Origin of the sequence: Enterobacter sp. C6, assembly GCF_008122455.1 — a bacterium.
GTDB classification, from domain to species: domain Bacteria; phylum Pseudomonadota; class Gammaproteobacteria; order Enterobacterales; family Enterobacteriaceae; genus Enterobacter; species Enterobacter pseudoroggenkampii.
In genome coordinates, this window is record NZ_QPFW01000250.1 from 108166 (window position 1) to 123231 (window position 15066).

At 60.4% G+C, this 15066-nt stretch carries 12 protein-coding genes; 5 read left to right on the forward strand and 7 right to left on the reverse strand.

All coding sequences use genetic code 11. The annotated features are described in order from the left end of the window. Positions 1-6: 6 nt before the first annotated feature. On the forward strand, positions 7-1494 hold the full coding sequence (locus DOU50_RS22145; RefSeq protein WP_148770282.1) for a UxaA family hydrolase: 1488 nt from the start codon (positions 7-9) through the stop codon (positions 1492-1494). 92 nt (positions 1495-1586) lie between these two features. On the opposite strand, the gene sstT is transcribed toward DOU50_RS22145, so the two are convergent. The 4 genes from sstT to DOU50_RS22165 form a co-directional block, all read right to left on the reverse strand. Continuing rightward, positions 1587-2828 carry a serine/threonine transporter SstT gene (gene sstT / locus DOU50_RS22150; RefSeq protein WP_148770284.1) on the reverse strand — a complete coding sequence of 414 codons (1242 nt, stop codon included), beginning with the start codon at positions 2826-2828 and terminating at the stop codon, positions 1587-1589. A gap of 237 nt (positions 2829-3065) precedes the next feature. Continuing rightward, positions 3066-4034, reverse strand: a complete 969-nt coding sequence (locus tag DOU50_RS22155; RefSeq protein WP_148770286.1) for a TerC family protein — start codon at positions 4032-4034, stop codon at positions 3066-3068. A gap of 251 nt (positions 4035-4285) precedes the next feature. Continuing rightward, complete coding sequence (locus DOU50_RS22160; protein WP_032650326.1) at positions 4286-5284, reverse strand: Gfo/Idh/MocA family protein; 999 nt, start codon at positions 5282-5284, stop codon at positions 4286-4288. Positions 5285-5354: 70 nt separating this feature from the next. Beyond that, the gene (locus DOU50_RS22165; protein ID WP_023333531.1) at positions 5355-5858 is read right to left on the reverse strand and encodes a YgjP-like metallopeptidase domain-containing protein; all 504 of its coding nucleotides are present in this window, start codon (positions 5856-5858) and stop codon (positions 5355-5357) included. A gap of 83 nt (positions 5859-5941) precedes the next feature. Here DOU50_RS22165 and rlmG point away from each other — a divergent pair, with 83 nt between their 5' ends. Beyond that, positions 5942-7078 carry a 23S rRNA (guanine(1835)-N(2))-methyltransferase RlmG gene (rlmG, locus tag DOU50_RS22170; protein ID WP_148770288.1) on the forward strand — a complete coding sequence of 379 codons (1137 nt, stop codon included), beginning with the start codon at positions 5942-5944 and terminating at the stop codon, positions 7076-7078. A gap of 119 nt (positions 7079-7197) precedes the next feature. Here the strand turns inward: rlmG and DOU50_RS22175 are convergent, their stop codons facing one another. The 3 genes from DOU50_RS22175 to lsrR all read right to left on the reverse strand — a co-directional run bounded on the left by DOU50_RS22175 (position 7198) and on the right by lsrR (position 12028). Continuing rightward, complete coding sequence (locus tag DOU50_RS22175; RefSeq protein ID WP_148770290.1) at positions 7198-9219, reverse strand: NADPH-dependent 2,4-dienoyl-CoA reductase; 2022 nt, start codon at positions 9217-9219, stop codon at positions 7198-7200. Between the two features lie 175 nt (positions 9220-9394). After that, the gene (gene lsrK / locus DOU50_RS22180; protein WP_148770292.1) at positions 9395-11023 is read right to left on the reverse strand and encodes an autoinducer-2 kinase; all 1629 of its coding nucleotides are present in this window, start codon (positions 11021-11023) and stop codon (positions 9395-9397) included. Positions 11024-11056: 33 nt separating this feature from the next. Next, positions 11057-12028: a transcriptional regulator LsrR gene (gene lsrR, locus DOU50_RS22185; protein WP_003862617.1), complete on the reverse strand. Its 972-nt coding sequence runs from the start codon at positions 12026-12028 to the stop codon at positions 11057-11059. A 215-nt stretch (positions 12029-12243) separates the two neighbouring features. Here lsrR and lsrA point away from each other — a divergent pair, with 215 nt between their 5' ends. The 3 genes from lsrA to DOU50_RS22200 all read left to right on the forward strand — a co-directional run. After that, on the forward strand, positions 12244-13731 hold the full coding sequence (gene lsrA, locus DOU50_RS22190; RefSeq protein ID WP_148770298.1) for an autoinducer 2 ABC transporter ATP-binding protein LsrA: 1488 nt from the start codon (positions 12244-12246) through the stop codon (positions 13729-13731). After that, positions 13728-14759, forward strand: a complete 1032-nt coding sequence (gene lsrC / locus DOU50_RS22195) for an autoinducer 2 ABC transporter permease LsrC (RefSeq protein WP_148770294.1) — start codon at positions 13728-13730, stop codon at positions 14757-14759. Before lsrA ends, lsrC begins: the two co-directional genes overlap by 4 nt. Then, a partial coding sequence (locus DOU50_RS22200) for an ABC transporter permease subunit (RefSeq protein ID WP_416202962.1) occupies positions 14760-15066 on the forward strand: 307 nt, incomplete at its 3' end. It lies immediately after the preceding gene.

Sequence of the window (15066 nt, forward strand, 5' to 3'; positions counted from 1 at the left end):
GTTGATATGCAATACATCAAAATCCATTCGCTGGATAACGTGGCCGTCGCGCTGACGGATCTCGCTGAAGGCGACGTGGTGACCGTTGATAACCAGAGCGTCACCCTGCGTCAGGCGATTGCTCGCGGACACAAGTTTGCCGTGAAGCCTCTCGCGAAAGGGGACAACGTCATTAAGTACGGTCTTCCGATTGGGCATGCGCTGGCGGATATCGTGCCGGGTGAACATCTTCATTCCCATAATACCCGCACCAATCTGAGCGATCTGGACGAGTACAGCTATCAACCTGATTTACCTGGGGCACAAGAGCAGGCGGCGGATCGTGACGTGCAGATCTACCGCCGCGCCAGCGGCGACGTGGGGATCCGCAACGAGCTGTGGATCCTCCCGACCGTCGGCTGCGTGAACGGGATTGCGCGTCAGATCCAGACGCGCTTCCTGAAAGAGACCAACAATGCCGAAGGCACCGACGGCGTGCATCTGTTCAGCCACACCTACGGCTGCTCTCAGTTGGGGGATGACCACATTAACACCCGCACCATGCTGCAAAACATGGTGCGTCACCCGAACGCAGGCGCGGTGCTGGTGATTGGCCTGGGCTGCGAGAACAACCAGGTTGATGCCTTCCGCGACACGCTGGGCGAGTTTGACCCTGAGCGCGTGCATTTTATGGTGTGTCAGCACCAGGATGACGAAGTGGAGGTGGGCGTTGAGCAGCTTCACCAGCTGTATAACGTGATGCGCCATGACAAGCGCGAGCCGGGCAAACTGAGCGAGCTGAAGTTTGGGCTGGAGTGCGGCGGGTCTGACGGCCTGTCCGGTATCACCGCCAACCCGATGCTGGGTCGCTTCTCGGACTATGTGATCGCTAACGGCGGCACGACGGTGTTGACCGAGGTGCCGGAGATGTTCGGCGCGGAACGTATTCTGATGAGCCACTGCCGCGACGAGGAGACGTTTGAAAAAACCGTCACCATGGTGAACGACTTCAAACAGTATTTCATTGCCCACAATCAGCCCATTTATGAGAACCCGTCTCCGGGTAACAAAGCGGGTGGGATCACCACGCTGGAAGAGAAATCCCTCGGCTGCACCCAGAAAGCGGGCGCGAGCCAGGTGGTTGACGTTCTGCGTTACGGCGAGCGCCTGAAAACCCACGGTCTGAACCTGCTGAGCGCGCCGGGTAACGATGCTGTCGCCACCAGCGCGCTGGCGGGAGCCGGCTGCCATATGGTGCTGTTCAGCACCGGTCGCGGCACGCCGTACGGCGGTTTTGTGCCGACGGTGAAAATCGCCACTAACAGCGAGCTGGCGGCGAAGAAAAAGCACTGGATCGACTTCGATGCCGGGCAGCTTATCCACGGCAAGGCGATGCCGCAGCTGCTGACGGAATTCGTGGACGCGATTGTGGAATTTGCCAACGGCAGGCAGACCTGCAACGAGAAGAACGATTTCCGCGAGCTGGCGATCTTTAAGAGCGGTGTGACGCTTTAATCGGTGCGGCGTGATGCCCTCACCCTGGCCCTCTCCCACGGGGAGAGGGTACAAACACTAAAAACGGCAACCTCAGGGTTGCCGTTTTGCTGTTAACCTCGTAGGGCGTTCTTCGCTAAACGCGCGTCTTCCGCCTGGCACACGGCGGCGGTGAACATCACGTCGGTGGAGGAGTTAATCGCCGTCTCGCAGGAGTCCTGCAGCACGCCGATGATAAAGCCTACCGCAACCACCTGCATGGCGATCTCATTCGGGATGCCGAACATATTACACGCCAGCGGGATCAGCAGCAGGGAACCGCCCGCCACGCCGGATGCGCCGCAGGCACACAGCGAAGCCACCACGCTTAACAGAAGCGCGGTTGGCAGATCCACCGGAATACCCAGCGTATTGACCGCCGCCAGCGTCAGCACCGTGATGGTGATGGCCGCTCCCGCCATATTGACGGTCGCACCCAGCGGAATGGATACGGAGTAGGTATCGCGGTCCAGATTCAGCTTCTCACACAGGGACATGTTGACCGGAATGTTTGCCGCCGAGCTGCGGGTGAAGAAGGCGGTCACGCCGCTTTCGCGCAGGCACATCAGCACCAGCGGGTACGGGTTACGACGGGTCTGCAGAAACACCAGCAGCGGATTAATCACCAGTGCCACGACGGCCATACAGCCAATCAGCACCAGCAGCAGCTGCGCATAGCCCCACAGCGCGCCGAAACCGGTGGTTGCCAGCGTGGATGCCACGAGGCCAAAAATACCAATCGGCGCAAAGCGGATGACCACCGTCACGATAAAGGTCACGGCGTGAGAAAGGTCGTTAACCAGGTTTTTGGTCGTATCGTTGCTGTGGCGCAGAGCGAAGCCCAGGCCGACGGCCCATACCAGAATCCCGATGTAGTTCGCGTTGATAAGCGCGTGGATCGGGTTGGCAACAATGCTCATCAGCAGGCCGTGCATCACCTCAACAATGCCCGCAGGTGGGGTAATGTCGGTAGCGCCGGTGGTCAGCTGCAGCGTGGACGGGAAGATAAAGCTCACCACCACGGCCGTCAGGGCCGCAGAGAAAGTCCCCAGCAGGTACATCCACAGAATCGGGCGAATATTGGTTTTTTGCCCTTGCTGGTGGTTGGCGATTGAGGCCATCACCAGGGTCAAAACCAGAACCGGCGCGACCGCTTTCAGCGCGCCGACGAACAGCGTGCCGAGCAGGCCAGTGGCCTCGGCGGCAGGTTTTGAGATCAGTGCCAGCGCGACGCCGAGCACCAGTCCAACCAGTATTTGCTTAACAAGGCTGCCGCGCGACAGGCGCGCAAGCAGGCCCGATGAGGTTGTCGTCATGAGTGTTCCTTAAGTGAAATTGCGTTCCATCCCGGATGTGCTCTTAGTCACATTTATGTCCGGATGTAAGTAAATGTTTGCCTGGTCGAGTATAGGGAAAGTGTCTTGGGAGGGAAGCGTAAAATGCTGGATTTTACGTGGTGCGTCATGTTTTTTAACTACTGCGTTACAAATGTGTGTTCACCCTCTCCCTGTGGGAGAGGGCCGGGGTGAGGGCATCACCCCGCACCGAACGTTTTACTCCACCTGCTGCTTCTTATCGTGCTGGCGGTTAACCCAGGTATTGATAATCAGCGTCACGATCAGAATGCCAAACACCACGCCGAGCGAAATGGCGATCGGGATATGGTAGAAATCGACGATCAGCATCTTGATACCGATAAACACCAGGATCACCGACAGACCGTACTTCAGCATCGAGAAGCGCTCCGCCGCGCCCGCCAGCAGGAAGTACATCGCACGCAGGCCGAGAATGGCGAACAGGTTTGAGGTCAGGACGATGAACGGGTCGGTGGTCACCGCGAAGATAGCCGGGATGCTGTCTACGGCGAAAATCACGTCGCTCAGCTCAACCAGAATCAGCACCAGCAGCAGCGGGGTGGCAAACAGCAGGCCATTCTTGCGCACGAAGAAGTGCTCGCTCTCAATCTTGTCGGTCATGCGCAGGTGTCCACGGAGCCACTTCACCAGCGGGCGATCGCCAATCGCAGAGCCGTCCTCTTTCGCCAGCGCCATTTTGACTCCGGTGAACAGCAGGAACGCGCCGAAGACGTACAGCAGCCATTCGAACTGGGTAATCAGCCAGCTGCCAGCGAAGATCATGATGGTACGCAGGATAATCGCGCCCAGCACGCCGTAGACCAGCACGCGGCGCTGCAGGGCCGCAGGCACGGCGAAGTAGCTGAACAGCATCAGCCAGACGAAGACGTTATCCACCGCCAGGGCTTTTTCAATCAGATAACCGGTGAGGAAGGCGAGGGCCTGAGGATCGGCAACCGCGCGGCCTTCGGTCGAGGCCAGATACCACCAGAAGGCGGCACAGAACAGCAGAGAGAGGGTGACCCACACCAGAGACCAGGCCGCAGCCTGTTTGATGCTCATGCCGTGTGCGCCGCGACGCCCCTGCAAAAAGAGGTCGATCGCCAGCATGATGAGCACGACAACCGCGAATCCGCCCCACAACATGGGAGTGCCGACAGAATGCATACTATTTTCCTTACACATAAAAAACAAAAACGGCCATGGTCAGAAGACGATAGCCGTTAGCTTTTTATGCATAGACCTCGCCTTCCGGCAAGGTCTCACTTACAACCACGAGGGTTGCCCGGCGACCGGATGCGGTATTGCACGCATCGTAATGACGATCCACCGGCGAAGAAGTTACTCCCCTTTGCAGGTAACAAAATATGTCAGACCATCGGTTTCGTCAATGGTCTGCACCGTTTCATTACACAGCTTTACGCGATCGCTTCCGCGCTGATGCCGTCTGCCGGGAACACCACGCCGGTCTGGCGGCGGATCTCCGTTTGCAGCTTCGCCGTGGTGCGGCTCACCGCAAGGCCTGGGTGATTCACTTCGTTGTCTTCCACCAGACGGGCGAAGACCTCTGCCTCATAGAGCATAGTGTTAATATGCTGAGGCTGCGTCAGCTCCTGCGCTTTGCCGCCGCGCGGCACAAAGCTCACTTTCTGACACTCTGAGATCTTCTCGATAACCAGCGAGCCCGCCTCGCCCTGAATTTCGCTCGGCAGCACGGAATCGCTCACCTTGGAGTGCTGCAGCGTGACGCTGAAATCACCGTAATCCAGCACTACGAGTCCGTGCGCATCCACGCCGCTCTCCAGCAGGCTGGCGGTGGCCGTTACGCCGTGCGGTTCGCCCCACAGGGCCACGGCAGAGGCCAGACAGTAGAAGCCGATATCCATAATCGAACCGTTAGAGAAGGCCGGGTTAAAGGTATTCGGGTTCTCGCCGTCCAGATAGCGCTGGTAGCGCGACGAGTACTGGCAGTAGTTGATAAAGGCTTTACGCACTTTGCCAATTTTCGGCAGGGACTGCTGCAGCAGCAGGAAATTCGGCAGGCTGGCGGTTTTGAACGCTTCGAACAGCACCACCTGATTTTCGCGGGCAAGCGCAATGGCCGCTTCCACTTCCTGGATATTCGACGCCAGCGGCTTCTCGCAAATCACATGCTTTTTGTGGCTGAGAAACAGCTTTGTCTGCGGGAAGTGCAGGGAGTTCGGGCTGGCGATATAGACCGCGTCAATGGCGTCGCTTTGCGCCATCTCATCAAGCGAAGTGAAGAGATGCTCAACGAGGTAGTCGTTAGCAAAACTCTGCGCCTGCTCAAGGCTGCGGGAATAGACTGCGGTAAGTTTAAGTTTGCCGGTTTCGTGGGCGGCGTCGACGAACTGGCGCGTGATCCAGTTCGTACCAATGACTGCGAAACGTATCATAAACGTTTACGTACTCCGTAGCGGGGAACCTTTAGCCACTGTAGCACGTCATCATGACAATTCGCGTGCGCTATTCCGCATTACCATTTAACGATAAATGCGTAAGCCACAGGCGGGTATCAAACTCCAGCTGATGGTACTGCGGTTCCATGTGGCAGCACAGGGAATAGAACGCTTTGTCGTGCTCTTTCTCTTTCAGGTGCGCCAGTTCGTGCACCACGATCATCCGCAGAAACGCTTCCGGCGCGTTACGGAACACCGTCGCGACGCGGATTTCGGCCTTCGCCTTCAGCTTGCCGCCCTGCACGCGGGAGATGGCGGTGTGCAGGCCGAGCGCGTTTTTCAGCACGTGGATCTTATTGTCGTACATCACCTTGTTGATCGGCGGCGCGCTCTTCAGATACCGGCTTTTCAGATCCTGCGTATACTGCCATAGGGCCTTATCGGTCGCGAAATCGTGCGTGCCGGGATAGCGTTTTTCCAGCACCGCACCGAGCTTCTGCTCGGCAATCAGGCTGCGAACCTGAGTCAGTAAATGCTCCGGATAGCCCTGGAGATAAGTAAGTTGGTTCATCAAAAGCCCAAATTAATGCGAAAACGGGTATACTCACGCACCCTTTTCAGGGATACGCCAAATTTTACCATTCAGGAGGGCCGATGAGCCACTTAGACAACGGTTTCCGTTCACTCAACCTTAAACGTTTCCCGGAAACGGACGACGTTAACCCGCTTCAGGCGTGGGAAGCGGCGGATGAATATCTGCTGCAGCAGTTGGATGAGACTGAAATCCGCGGCCCGGTTTTGATCCTGAATGACGCGTTTGGCGCGCTGGGATGCGCCCTGGCGGAGCACACGCCATACAGCATCGGCGATTCCTACCTGAGCGAGCTGGCGACGCGTGAAAACCTGCGCCATAACGACATCGAAGAGTCCAGCGTGAAGTTTCTCGACAGCACCGCGGACTACCCGCAGGCGCCCGGCGTGGTGCTGATCAAAGTGCCAAAAACCATGGCGCTGCTGGAGCAGCAGCTGCGCGCGCTGCGTAAGGTCGTGACGCCGGATACGCGCATCATCGCGGGTGCTAAAGCGCGCGATATTCACACATCGACGCTCGAGCTGTTCGAGAAAGTCCTCGGCCCGACCACGACGACGCTGGCCTGGAAAAAAGCGCGCCTGATCAACTGTACGTTCGCCGCCCCTGAGCTGGCCGACGCGCCAGAAACGCTGAGCTGGAAGCTGGAAGGGACTGACTGGACCATCCATAACCACGCGAACGTCTTCTCCCGCACCGGTCTGGATATCGGCGCGCGCTTCTTTATGGAACATCTGCCGGAAAATCTGGAAGGTGAGATTGTCGACCTGGGCTGCGGCAACGGTGTGATCGGCCTGACGCTGCTGGCGAAGAACCCGGAAGCCAGCGTGGTGTTCAGCGACGAGTCGCCGATGGCGGTGGCCTCCAGCCGTCTGAACGTGGAAACCAACATGCCGGAAGCGCTGGACCGCTGCGAGTTTATGATCAACAACGCGCTGTCTGGCGTAGAGCCGTTCCGCTTCAACGCCGTGTTCTGTAACCCGCCGTTCCACCAGAAGCACGCCCTGACGGATAACGTTGCGTGGGAAATGTTCCACCACGCGCGCCGTTGCCTGAAAATCAACGGCGAGCTGTACATCGTGGCGAACCGCCACCTGGACTACTTCCACAAGCTGAAGAAGATTTTCGGCAACTGCGTCACCATTGCGACGAACAATAAGTTTGTGGTGCTGAAGTCGGTGAAGCTGGGACGTCGTCGTTAAGATTGGGTATGTGCGGCCTGATGCCCTCACCCCGACCCTCTCCCACAGGGAGAGGGCGCAAACACTAAAAACGGCAACCCGGTTGCCGTTTTGCTTTTATCCCGCTGCCCGGCAATGTTCTAGATCATCAGAGCTAATTTCGTCCCCTGCGCAATCGCGCGCCGCGCGTCCAGCTCCATCGCCACGTCGCACCCGCCAATCAGATGCACCGTTTTACCGGTTTCGCGCAGGGGATCCGCCAGATCGCGCTTTGGCTCCTGCCCGGCACATAAAATGACATGATCCACGCGCAGCAGCTGCGGTTCGCCGCCGATCGTGACGTGCAGACCCTCGTCGTCGATCTTCTCATAGCTCACCGCCGGGATCATCTTCACCCCGCGCGAGAGCAGGGTGGCGCGGTGGATCCAGCCCGTGGTTTTACCCAGCCCTTCGCCCGGCTTGCTGGCTTTACGCTGCAGCATCACGATCTGACGCGGGCTTTTTGGCAGCTGCGGCCCTTCGGGACGAAGCCCGCCGGACTGCTTCAGGCTGGTGTCGATACCCCATTCCACGCAAAACTCGGCGATATTCTGGCTGGTGGCTTCGCCCGGCTGGCTTAAATACATGGCGGTATCAAAGCCGATCCCGCCGCAGCCGATAATCGCCACCTTCTCGCCAACCGGCGTTTTGTCTCGCAATACATCCAGATAGCTCAACACCTTCGGATGATCGATACCCTCGATCGCAGGTGTGCGCGGTACGATCCCGCTCGCCAGGATCACCTCATCGAAATCAGTCAGATCCGCCGCGCGGACAAACTGGTTAAGCCGCAGCTCGACGCCCGTCAGCTCGATCATCCGGCGGTAGTAGCGCAGCGTTTCGTAGAACTCCTCTTTGCCGGGGATCTGTTTGGCGATATTAAACTGCCCGCCAATCTCCCCCAGCGCATCAAACAGCGTTACGCTGTGCCCGCGCGAGGCAGCATTGACCGCAAACGCCAGCCCCGCCGGGCCTGCGCCCACCACGGCCAGGCGTTTTTTATTGGCCGCCGGAACGACCGGCATTTTGGTTTCATGGCAGGCGCGTGGGTTAACCAGGCATGAGGTGACCTTGCCGACGAAGATCTGATCCAGGCAGGCCTGGTTACAGCCGATGCAGGTGTTGATCTCATCCGCACGGCCGCTTTGCGCTTTGGAGAGGAGCTCGGCATCGGCAAGGAACGGCCGCGCCATTGAGACCATGTCGGCGTCGCCGCGTGAAATCACATCGTCCGCCACCTGCGGATCGTTAATGCGGTTGGTGGTGACCAGCGGAACAGACACTTTCCCTTTCAGCCTGCGCGTCACCCAGCTGAACGCCGCGCGCGGCACCGGCGTGGCGATGGTCGGGATGCGCGCCTCGTGCCAGCCGATGCCGGTGTTGATAATGGTGGCACCTGCGGCTTCAATCGCCTGCGCCAGCTGCACGGTTTCATCGAACGTCCCGCCGCCCTCCACCAGGTCGAGCATCGACAGGCGGAAGACGATAATAAAATCAGCCCCTGCACGTTCGCGCACCGCGCGCACCACCTCTACGGCAAAGCGCATCCGGCGGGCATAGTCGCCGCCCCATTCGTCTTCACGGTGGTTGGTGCGGGCGGCGAGAAACTCGTTGATCAGGTAGCCTTCTGAGCCCATCACCTCAACGCCGTCGTAGCCCGCCTCGCGCGCCAGCGCCGCGCAGCGAGCGAAGTCGTCAATCAGCGCAAGGATCTCGTCGTGGGTGAGGGCGTGAGGTTTAAAACGGTTAATCGGTGCCTGAAGAGCCGATGGCGCGACCAGATTCGGCTGATAGCTGTAGCGTCCGGTGTGCAGAATTTGCAGGGCGATTTTGCCGCCCTCGCGGTGTACCGCGTCGGTCACAATGCGGTGGTGCGGCAGCTGTGACGCATCGTTCAGAACCGCGCCGCCCTCCATGCCCACGCCGGAAGGGGCAGGGGCCACGCCGCCGGTGACGATCAGCGCCACCCCGTGGCGGGCACGCTCGGCATAGAAAGCCGCCAGACGCTCGGCCCCGTCCGGGTGCTCCTCCAGCCCGGTGTGCATCGACCCCATCAACACGCGGTTTTTGAGTGTGGTGAACCCCAGATCGAGAGGGGCGAATAACGACGGGTAGCGGCTCATAGTCTCTTCCAGTGTAAAATTATTGTTATGTGGTCGGATGAGTTACTAATTTAGCCAGCGGCAGCGGAAAGGTAAAAGCGGGATCGAATGATTGTGATAGATCTCAAATAACTTCCCCTCACCCTAACCCTCTCCCCGGAGGGGAGAGGGGACTGGCCGGTGCGGCCTTAAAGAATCAGCTCGATTTGGTTTTTTCCCTCTCCCCTATGGGGAGAGGGGCAGGGTGAGGGGGATGGGTTTTTACTAACCCCGGTGCCTGCCACATCGATGTCGTCAGCCCGCTGTCCACCAACCCAAGCTGGTCGGCGTACACCGCCTGCCATTTCTGCATCATGCCGTCGTACAGCTCGCGATGTACCGGGTTTGGCGTGAACTCGCGGCTCCATTTCACCAGCCGCTCGCCCGTCGAGGCCATATCGGCAAACAGCCCTGCGCCAACGCCTGCCGCAATGGCGCAGCCCAGCGCCGTCGCCTCCTTCACTTCCGGCACGCGCACCGGCAGGCCGGTGACGTCGCTTAAGATCTGGCTCCACAGCGCGCCTTTCGAACCGCCACCGGCAAACACCAGGCTCTCAAACGTCACGCCGGAGAAGCGCGAAATCTGCGCCAGGTTGCAGGCCGAGACGATCGCCGCGTTCTCCTCCAGTGCGCGGAACAGCGTCGCTTTATTGCATTTTTCCGGGTCGATGGAGAGGTTAATAAACGACGGTGCGGCGTGGTACCACTGCTTAAAATGCATGGCGTCGGAGAAGATCGGCATCACCCCGTGTGAACCCGCCGGCACGCGGCTGGCCATCTCTTCCAGCAGGGAGTAGGTGTCCATCCCCATCCGCTCGGCAATCAGCTTTTCCTCCGCGCAGAAGGCGTCGCGGAACCAGCGCATGGTCAGCCCGGTAAAAAAGCTGATCGACTCCGCCTGCGCCATGCCGGGGATAACGTGCGGGTTGACGCGGATGTTCATCTCGGGGTCGGTGCGCACCTGCGGCAGGTTCACCACCTGCTGCCAGAAGGCGCCGCCCAGCACCGCCGTCTGCCCGGCGCGAACTACGCCCAGCCCCAGACAGCCCAGCTGTACGTCGCCGCCGCCCATGACGACCGGCGTGCCTTCGCGCAGGCCGCTTTGCTGCGCGGCCTCTTTGGTGATAGCGCCCAGCACGGTGCCGGTCTCTTTCACCGGGGAGAGAATATCGGCGCGCAGCCCGGCCATGTCGAGCAGCGCCGGACGCCAGTCGCGGGAGAAGAGATCCAGCATGCCGGTGGTGCCCGCGTTAGACGGGTCGACCGCCAGCTCGCCGGAGAGCTTCGCCGCCAGCCAGTCGCTGATCATGGTGATGGTCGCGGCCTTGCGGTAAATATCCGGACGATGGTGTGCCAGCCACAGCAGGCGCGGCATGGCGCTCAGCGCCAGCGTCTGCCCGGAAACGTCATACACTTCGGATTCAAAACGATAGTCGTGGATCTCTTTGAGTTCGGCCACCTCGCGGCTGGCGCGGGCGTCAACGTTGGCGCAGGCCCAGATGGCCTCGCCGTTGCGGTCGTAAAGCACGATCCCTTCGCGCATGGAGCAGCATGCAACGGACTGAATGTCCGCCGCGCCCAGATTCGCGCGCGACAGCGCCTGATGAATGCACCGGCAGGCCAGCTGCCAGTTGGTCTCGAGGTCGAACTCCATCGACCCCGGCACGTTCTCCACGTTCAGGTGCTTCCACTCGGCCTGGCCGACGGCAATCTGGTTGCCCTGTAAATCGAAAATAACGGCGCGAACGCTACCGGTCCCTGCATCTAACGCTAAAAGGTAACTCATGAGCTTGCCTCGTTGTTAGCGCAGGGCGGGCTCTCATTTGGCCAGAGCCAGCACCGCGCGGGCTGTCGTCTCCTCCGTCACCAGGCCATTGATACGGCGACCCTTCAGTGCGGCATAAATCGCATCGGCTTTCTCTTCCCCTCCGGCCACGCCAACGATGGTGGGCAGCTGCGCCAGCTCATCAAGCGAGACGCCGAGTAATTCTTTATGGATCTCCAGTTCCTCGACGCACTCCCCTTCGGCATTGAGGAAATAGCCGAGAATGTCGCCGACCGCGCCTTTGCGGGCGTACATCAGCTGTTCACCTTCGCTGATATAGCCGGATCGCAAGATCGTGGCGTCACGGCGCTGGTTCACCGACCCAATGCCGACCACCGCCACGTCAGCGGCGGTGGCGGCGAGGATTACGTCCCGCACGCTGGTTTCACGTTTTAAGATCCCGGCCACCTCGGCGGATGACACGCGAAGCGGGGCGGGGATCATGCTGACGCTGCAGGCCGCATCCAGCTGGCCGATACCGGTCATGTACGGCCCGACGCCGCCGGATAGCGTCACCAGGCGGATCTGCTGCGAGCTGATAAAGCCGCTCAGGTGCTGCAGGCTGCTCATGGTAGTTTCACCAAACCCCACCGCCAGCAGCTGGCCGGGCTCCAGTACGCCCATCAGCGACTGCGCCGCGCCAATACCGAGCCTCACGTTCATCGGCGGCGTATTCAGGGCGGGCATCACGCGCACCAGCTTCAGGCCAAAGCGCTGCTGTAGCTCGGTTTCCAGCGCCAGGCAGCCCTCGTAGCGGGAGTTGATCTGCACGCGGATCACCCCGGACTGACGGCCCTTCTCCAGCAGGCGAGAAATCTTTAAACGCGGCAGCCCGAGGCGTTCGCCGATATCGTTCTGGGTCAGCCCGTCGTGGTAGTAGCACCAGGCCACGCGCGCCACCAGCTCCTCTTCCGCCAGTGCCAGCCCGGCAAACCGTCCTTCTTCCGCAGTGCGTTTATCGCTCATAGTTGAACTCTTATAAAAATTTAGATCATATGTTCGTGATGGCGCGAAGGGAAAGTGTGAGCCACGCGACAAAACGGATCATTTCGATCGTTTCTGGTTTATCTGAATCTCAATCGATAAAACTGTGATCTCTGCACGGTTGTAAATATAGTTCACCGTCTACGCTTTTGAACATTATTAAATCTAAAAATCATTTGTTCAATAGCGGAGCGATGATGACCTCACTTCTCGACGCGCGGAATATCAGCAAGCAGTTCTCAGGCGTGCCGGTTCTTAAAGGCATTGATTTCACGCTGCTTGCGGGCCAGGTGCACGCGCTGATGGGCGGAAACGGCGCGGGAAAATCGACGCTGATGAAGATCATCGCCGGGGTCGAGACGCCGGACGGCGGTGAACTTTCCGTCGAGGGGCAGTCATATGCGCGGCTGACGCCCGTTCAGGCGCACAGGCTTGGCATTTACCTCGTGCCGCAGGAGCCGCTGCTGTTCCCCAACCTGACGGTGCGGGAAAACATCCTGTTCCGTCTGCCGCGCGAGCGCGATCTTGAAAAGTGCCTGGCGGAGAAACTCCAGCAGCTGCAGTGCCAGCTTAACCTCGACGCCGCCGCCAGCACTCTGGAAGTGGCGGATCAGCAGATGTTGGAGATCCTGCGCGGATTAATGCGCAACGCCCGGATCCTGATCCTCGACGAACCTACGGCCTCCCTCACGCCGGGCGAAACCGAACGGCTGTTCCGCCAGATCCGCGCCCTGCAGACACTCGGCGTCGGGATTGTTTTTATCTCCCATAAGCTGCCGGAAATTCGCATGCTTTCAAGCCATGTCTCGGTGATGCGCGACGGCGCGGTGGTGCTGAGCGGCGAAACCGCGCAGTTTGACGATAGCGCCCTGATCGCCGCCATGACGCCGGTAAGCCGGGAGAAATCCCTCAGCGATACGCAAAAGCTGTGGCTGGCGCTGCCGGGAAACCGCCGCACCCAGCCGCAGGATTTCCCGGTGCTGCGCGTTGACGATCTTACCGGGGAAGGCTTTATCGATCTCAGCCTTGAGATCTACGCCGGCGAGATCGTCGGCCTGGCAGGGCTGGTGGGATCCGGGCGCACCGAGTTTGCGGAAACGCTCTACGGCCTGCGGCCCGTGCGCGGGGGCCGTGTCTGGCTGGAGAACCAGGAGATCACCGGCGATCCGGTAAGTTCACGCCTGGAAAAAGGGCTGGTCTACCTGCCGGAAGACAGGCAGGTGTCCGGCCTGTTCCTCGACGCGCCGATCCGCTGGAACACCGTGGCGCTGAACGAGCCGTCTCTCTGGCAGCAGCGCAAGCGGGAGTCGGCGGTGGTGGAGCGCTATCACCGGGCGCTGGGGATCAAGCTCAACCATGCGGATCAAACCGTGCGCACGCTCTCCGGCGGTAACCAGCAGAAGGTGCTGCTGGCGCGCTGCCTGGAGGCCAACCCTTTGCTGCTGATCGTCGATGAACCGACGCGCGGCGTGGACGTCTCGGCGCGCGCCGACATCTACCAGCTGATCAAAAGCGTGGCGGCGCAGAACGTGGCGGTGCTGATGATCTCAAGCGATCTCGATGAGTTTCCGGGCCTCGCGGACCGCGTGCTGGTGATGCATCAGGGCGTACTCAGCGGCGAGCTGCCGCGCCATGCCGTCAGCCTCGACAGAATGATGGCGCTGGCGTTCGGAGGGCAAGCATGAAGACTTTACTGAAAAACCGCGAGCTGAGCGCGTTTCTCGCCATTCTGGCGCTGTTCGCCGTGCTGGTGGCGCTCAATCCGTCCTACCTGAGTTTGCAGACGCTGGGGATGATCTTCGCCAGCTCGCAGATCCTGATCCTGCTGGCCATCGGCGCGGCGCTGGTGATGCTGACCCGCAATATCGACGTTTCCGTCGGCTCCATCGTCGGGCTGTCCGCCATCGCCGTCGGCGTGGCGCTCAACAGCGGCTACAGCCTGCCGGTTTCCATCCTCTTCGCGCTCACGGTTGGCGCGCTGGCCGGGGTATTCAACGGGTTTCTGGTGGTGGGGCTGCGCATCCCGGCGATTGTCGCCACCCTCGGCACGCTGGGGCTGTACCGTGGAGCGATGCTGCTCTGGACGGGCGGAAAGTGGATTGAAGGGCTGCCGCCGGGGCTGAAATCTCTCTCTGAGCCTGCGGCCATCGGCGTGTCGCCCCTTGGCATGGTGGTGTTGATTATCGTGGTCACCGGCGCGTGGACGCTGTCGCGCACCGCGTTCGGGCGTGATTTTTACGCCGTGGGCGATAACCTCGCCGCCGCGCGCCAGCTGGGCGTGGCGGTGAACCGCACCCGCATGATCGCCTTTACCCTGAACGGCATGTTGGCGGCCTGCGCCGGGATCGTCTTTGCCGCGCAGATTGGTTTTGTGCCCAACCAGACCGGCAGCGGGCTGGAGATGAAGGCCATCGCCGCCTGCGTGCTCGGGGGGATTTCGCTGCTGGGCGGCACGGGCACGCTGGTTGGCGCGCTGCTCGGCGCCTTCTTCCTGACCCAAATCGACACCGTGCTGGTGCTGTTCAGGCTCCCGGCCTGGTGGAACGACTTTATCGCCGGGCTGGTGCTGCTGGGCGTGCTGGTGCTCGACGGGCGTCTGCGCCAGGCGCTGGCGCGCCATCAGCGGGCGCTGAAGTACGGTCGCTTCCAGCCGGGTAACAGAGGGGGGAAGCACGTCACCCCGTTTCCCAAACGCAAAAAAGAGGTGGCGTAAATGAGGCTTAACTGGGAAAGCGCGCTGCTCATTTTGCTGGTGCTGGAGATCCTGCTCTTCGGCGCCATCAACCCGCGCATGCTCGACATCAACATGCTGCTGTTCAGCACCAGCGACTTCATCTGCATCGGCATTGTGGCGCTGCCGCTGACGCTGGTGATCATCAGCGGCGGGATCGACATCTCCCTCGGCTCGACCATCGGCCTGTGCGCGATTGCGCTGGGGGTGATGATGCAGGCTGGGTGGCCGATGGCGGTCGCCGTTCCGCTGACGCTGCTGCTGGGACTGCTGTGCGGGCTGGTAAACG

Coding starts and splice junctions, on each gene's coding strand:
- DOU50_RS22145 (WP_148770282.1), top strand. CDS start 7: ATGCAATACATCAAAATCCATTCGCTGGATAACGTGGCCGTCGCGCTG.
- sstT (WP_148770284.1), bottom strand. CDS start 2,828: ATGACGACAACCTCATCGGGCCTGCTTGCGCGCCTGTCGCGCGGCAGC.
- DOU50_RS22155 (WP_148770286.1), bottom strand. CDS start 4,034: ATGCATTCTGTCGGCACTCCCATGTTGTGGGGCGGATTCGCGGTTGTC.
- DOU50_RS22160 (WP_032650326.1), bottom strand. CDS start 5,284: ATGATACGTTTCGCAGTCATTGGTACGAACTGGATCACGCGCCAGTTC.
- DOU50_RS22165 (WP_023333531.1), bottom strand. CDS start 5,858: ATGAACCAACTTACTTATCTCCAGGGCTATCCGGAGCATTTACTGACT.
- rlmG (WP_148770288.1), top strand. CDS start 5,942: ATGAGCCACTTAGACAACGGTTTCCGTTCACTCAACCTTAAACGTTTC.
- DOU50_RS22175 (WP_148770290.1), bottom strand. CDS start 9,219: ATGAGCCGCTACCCGTCGTTATTCGCCCCTCTCGATCTGGGGTTCACC.
- lsrK (WP_148770292.1), bottom strand. CDS start 11,023: ATGAGTTACCTTTTAGCGTTAGATGCAGGGACCGGTAGCGTTCGCGCC.
- lsrR (WP_003862617.1), bottom strand. CDS start 12,028: ATGAGCGATAAACGCACTGCGGAAGAAGGACGGTTTGCCGGGCTGGCA.
- lsrA (WP_148770298.1), top strand. CDS start 12,244: ATGACCTCACTTCTCGACGCGCGGAATATCAGCAAGCAGTTCTCAGGC.
- lsrC (WP_148770294.1), top strand. CDS start 13,728: ATGAAGACTTTACTGAAAAACCGCGAGCTGAGCGCGTTTCTCGCCATT.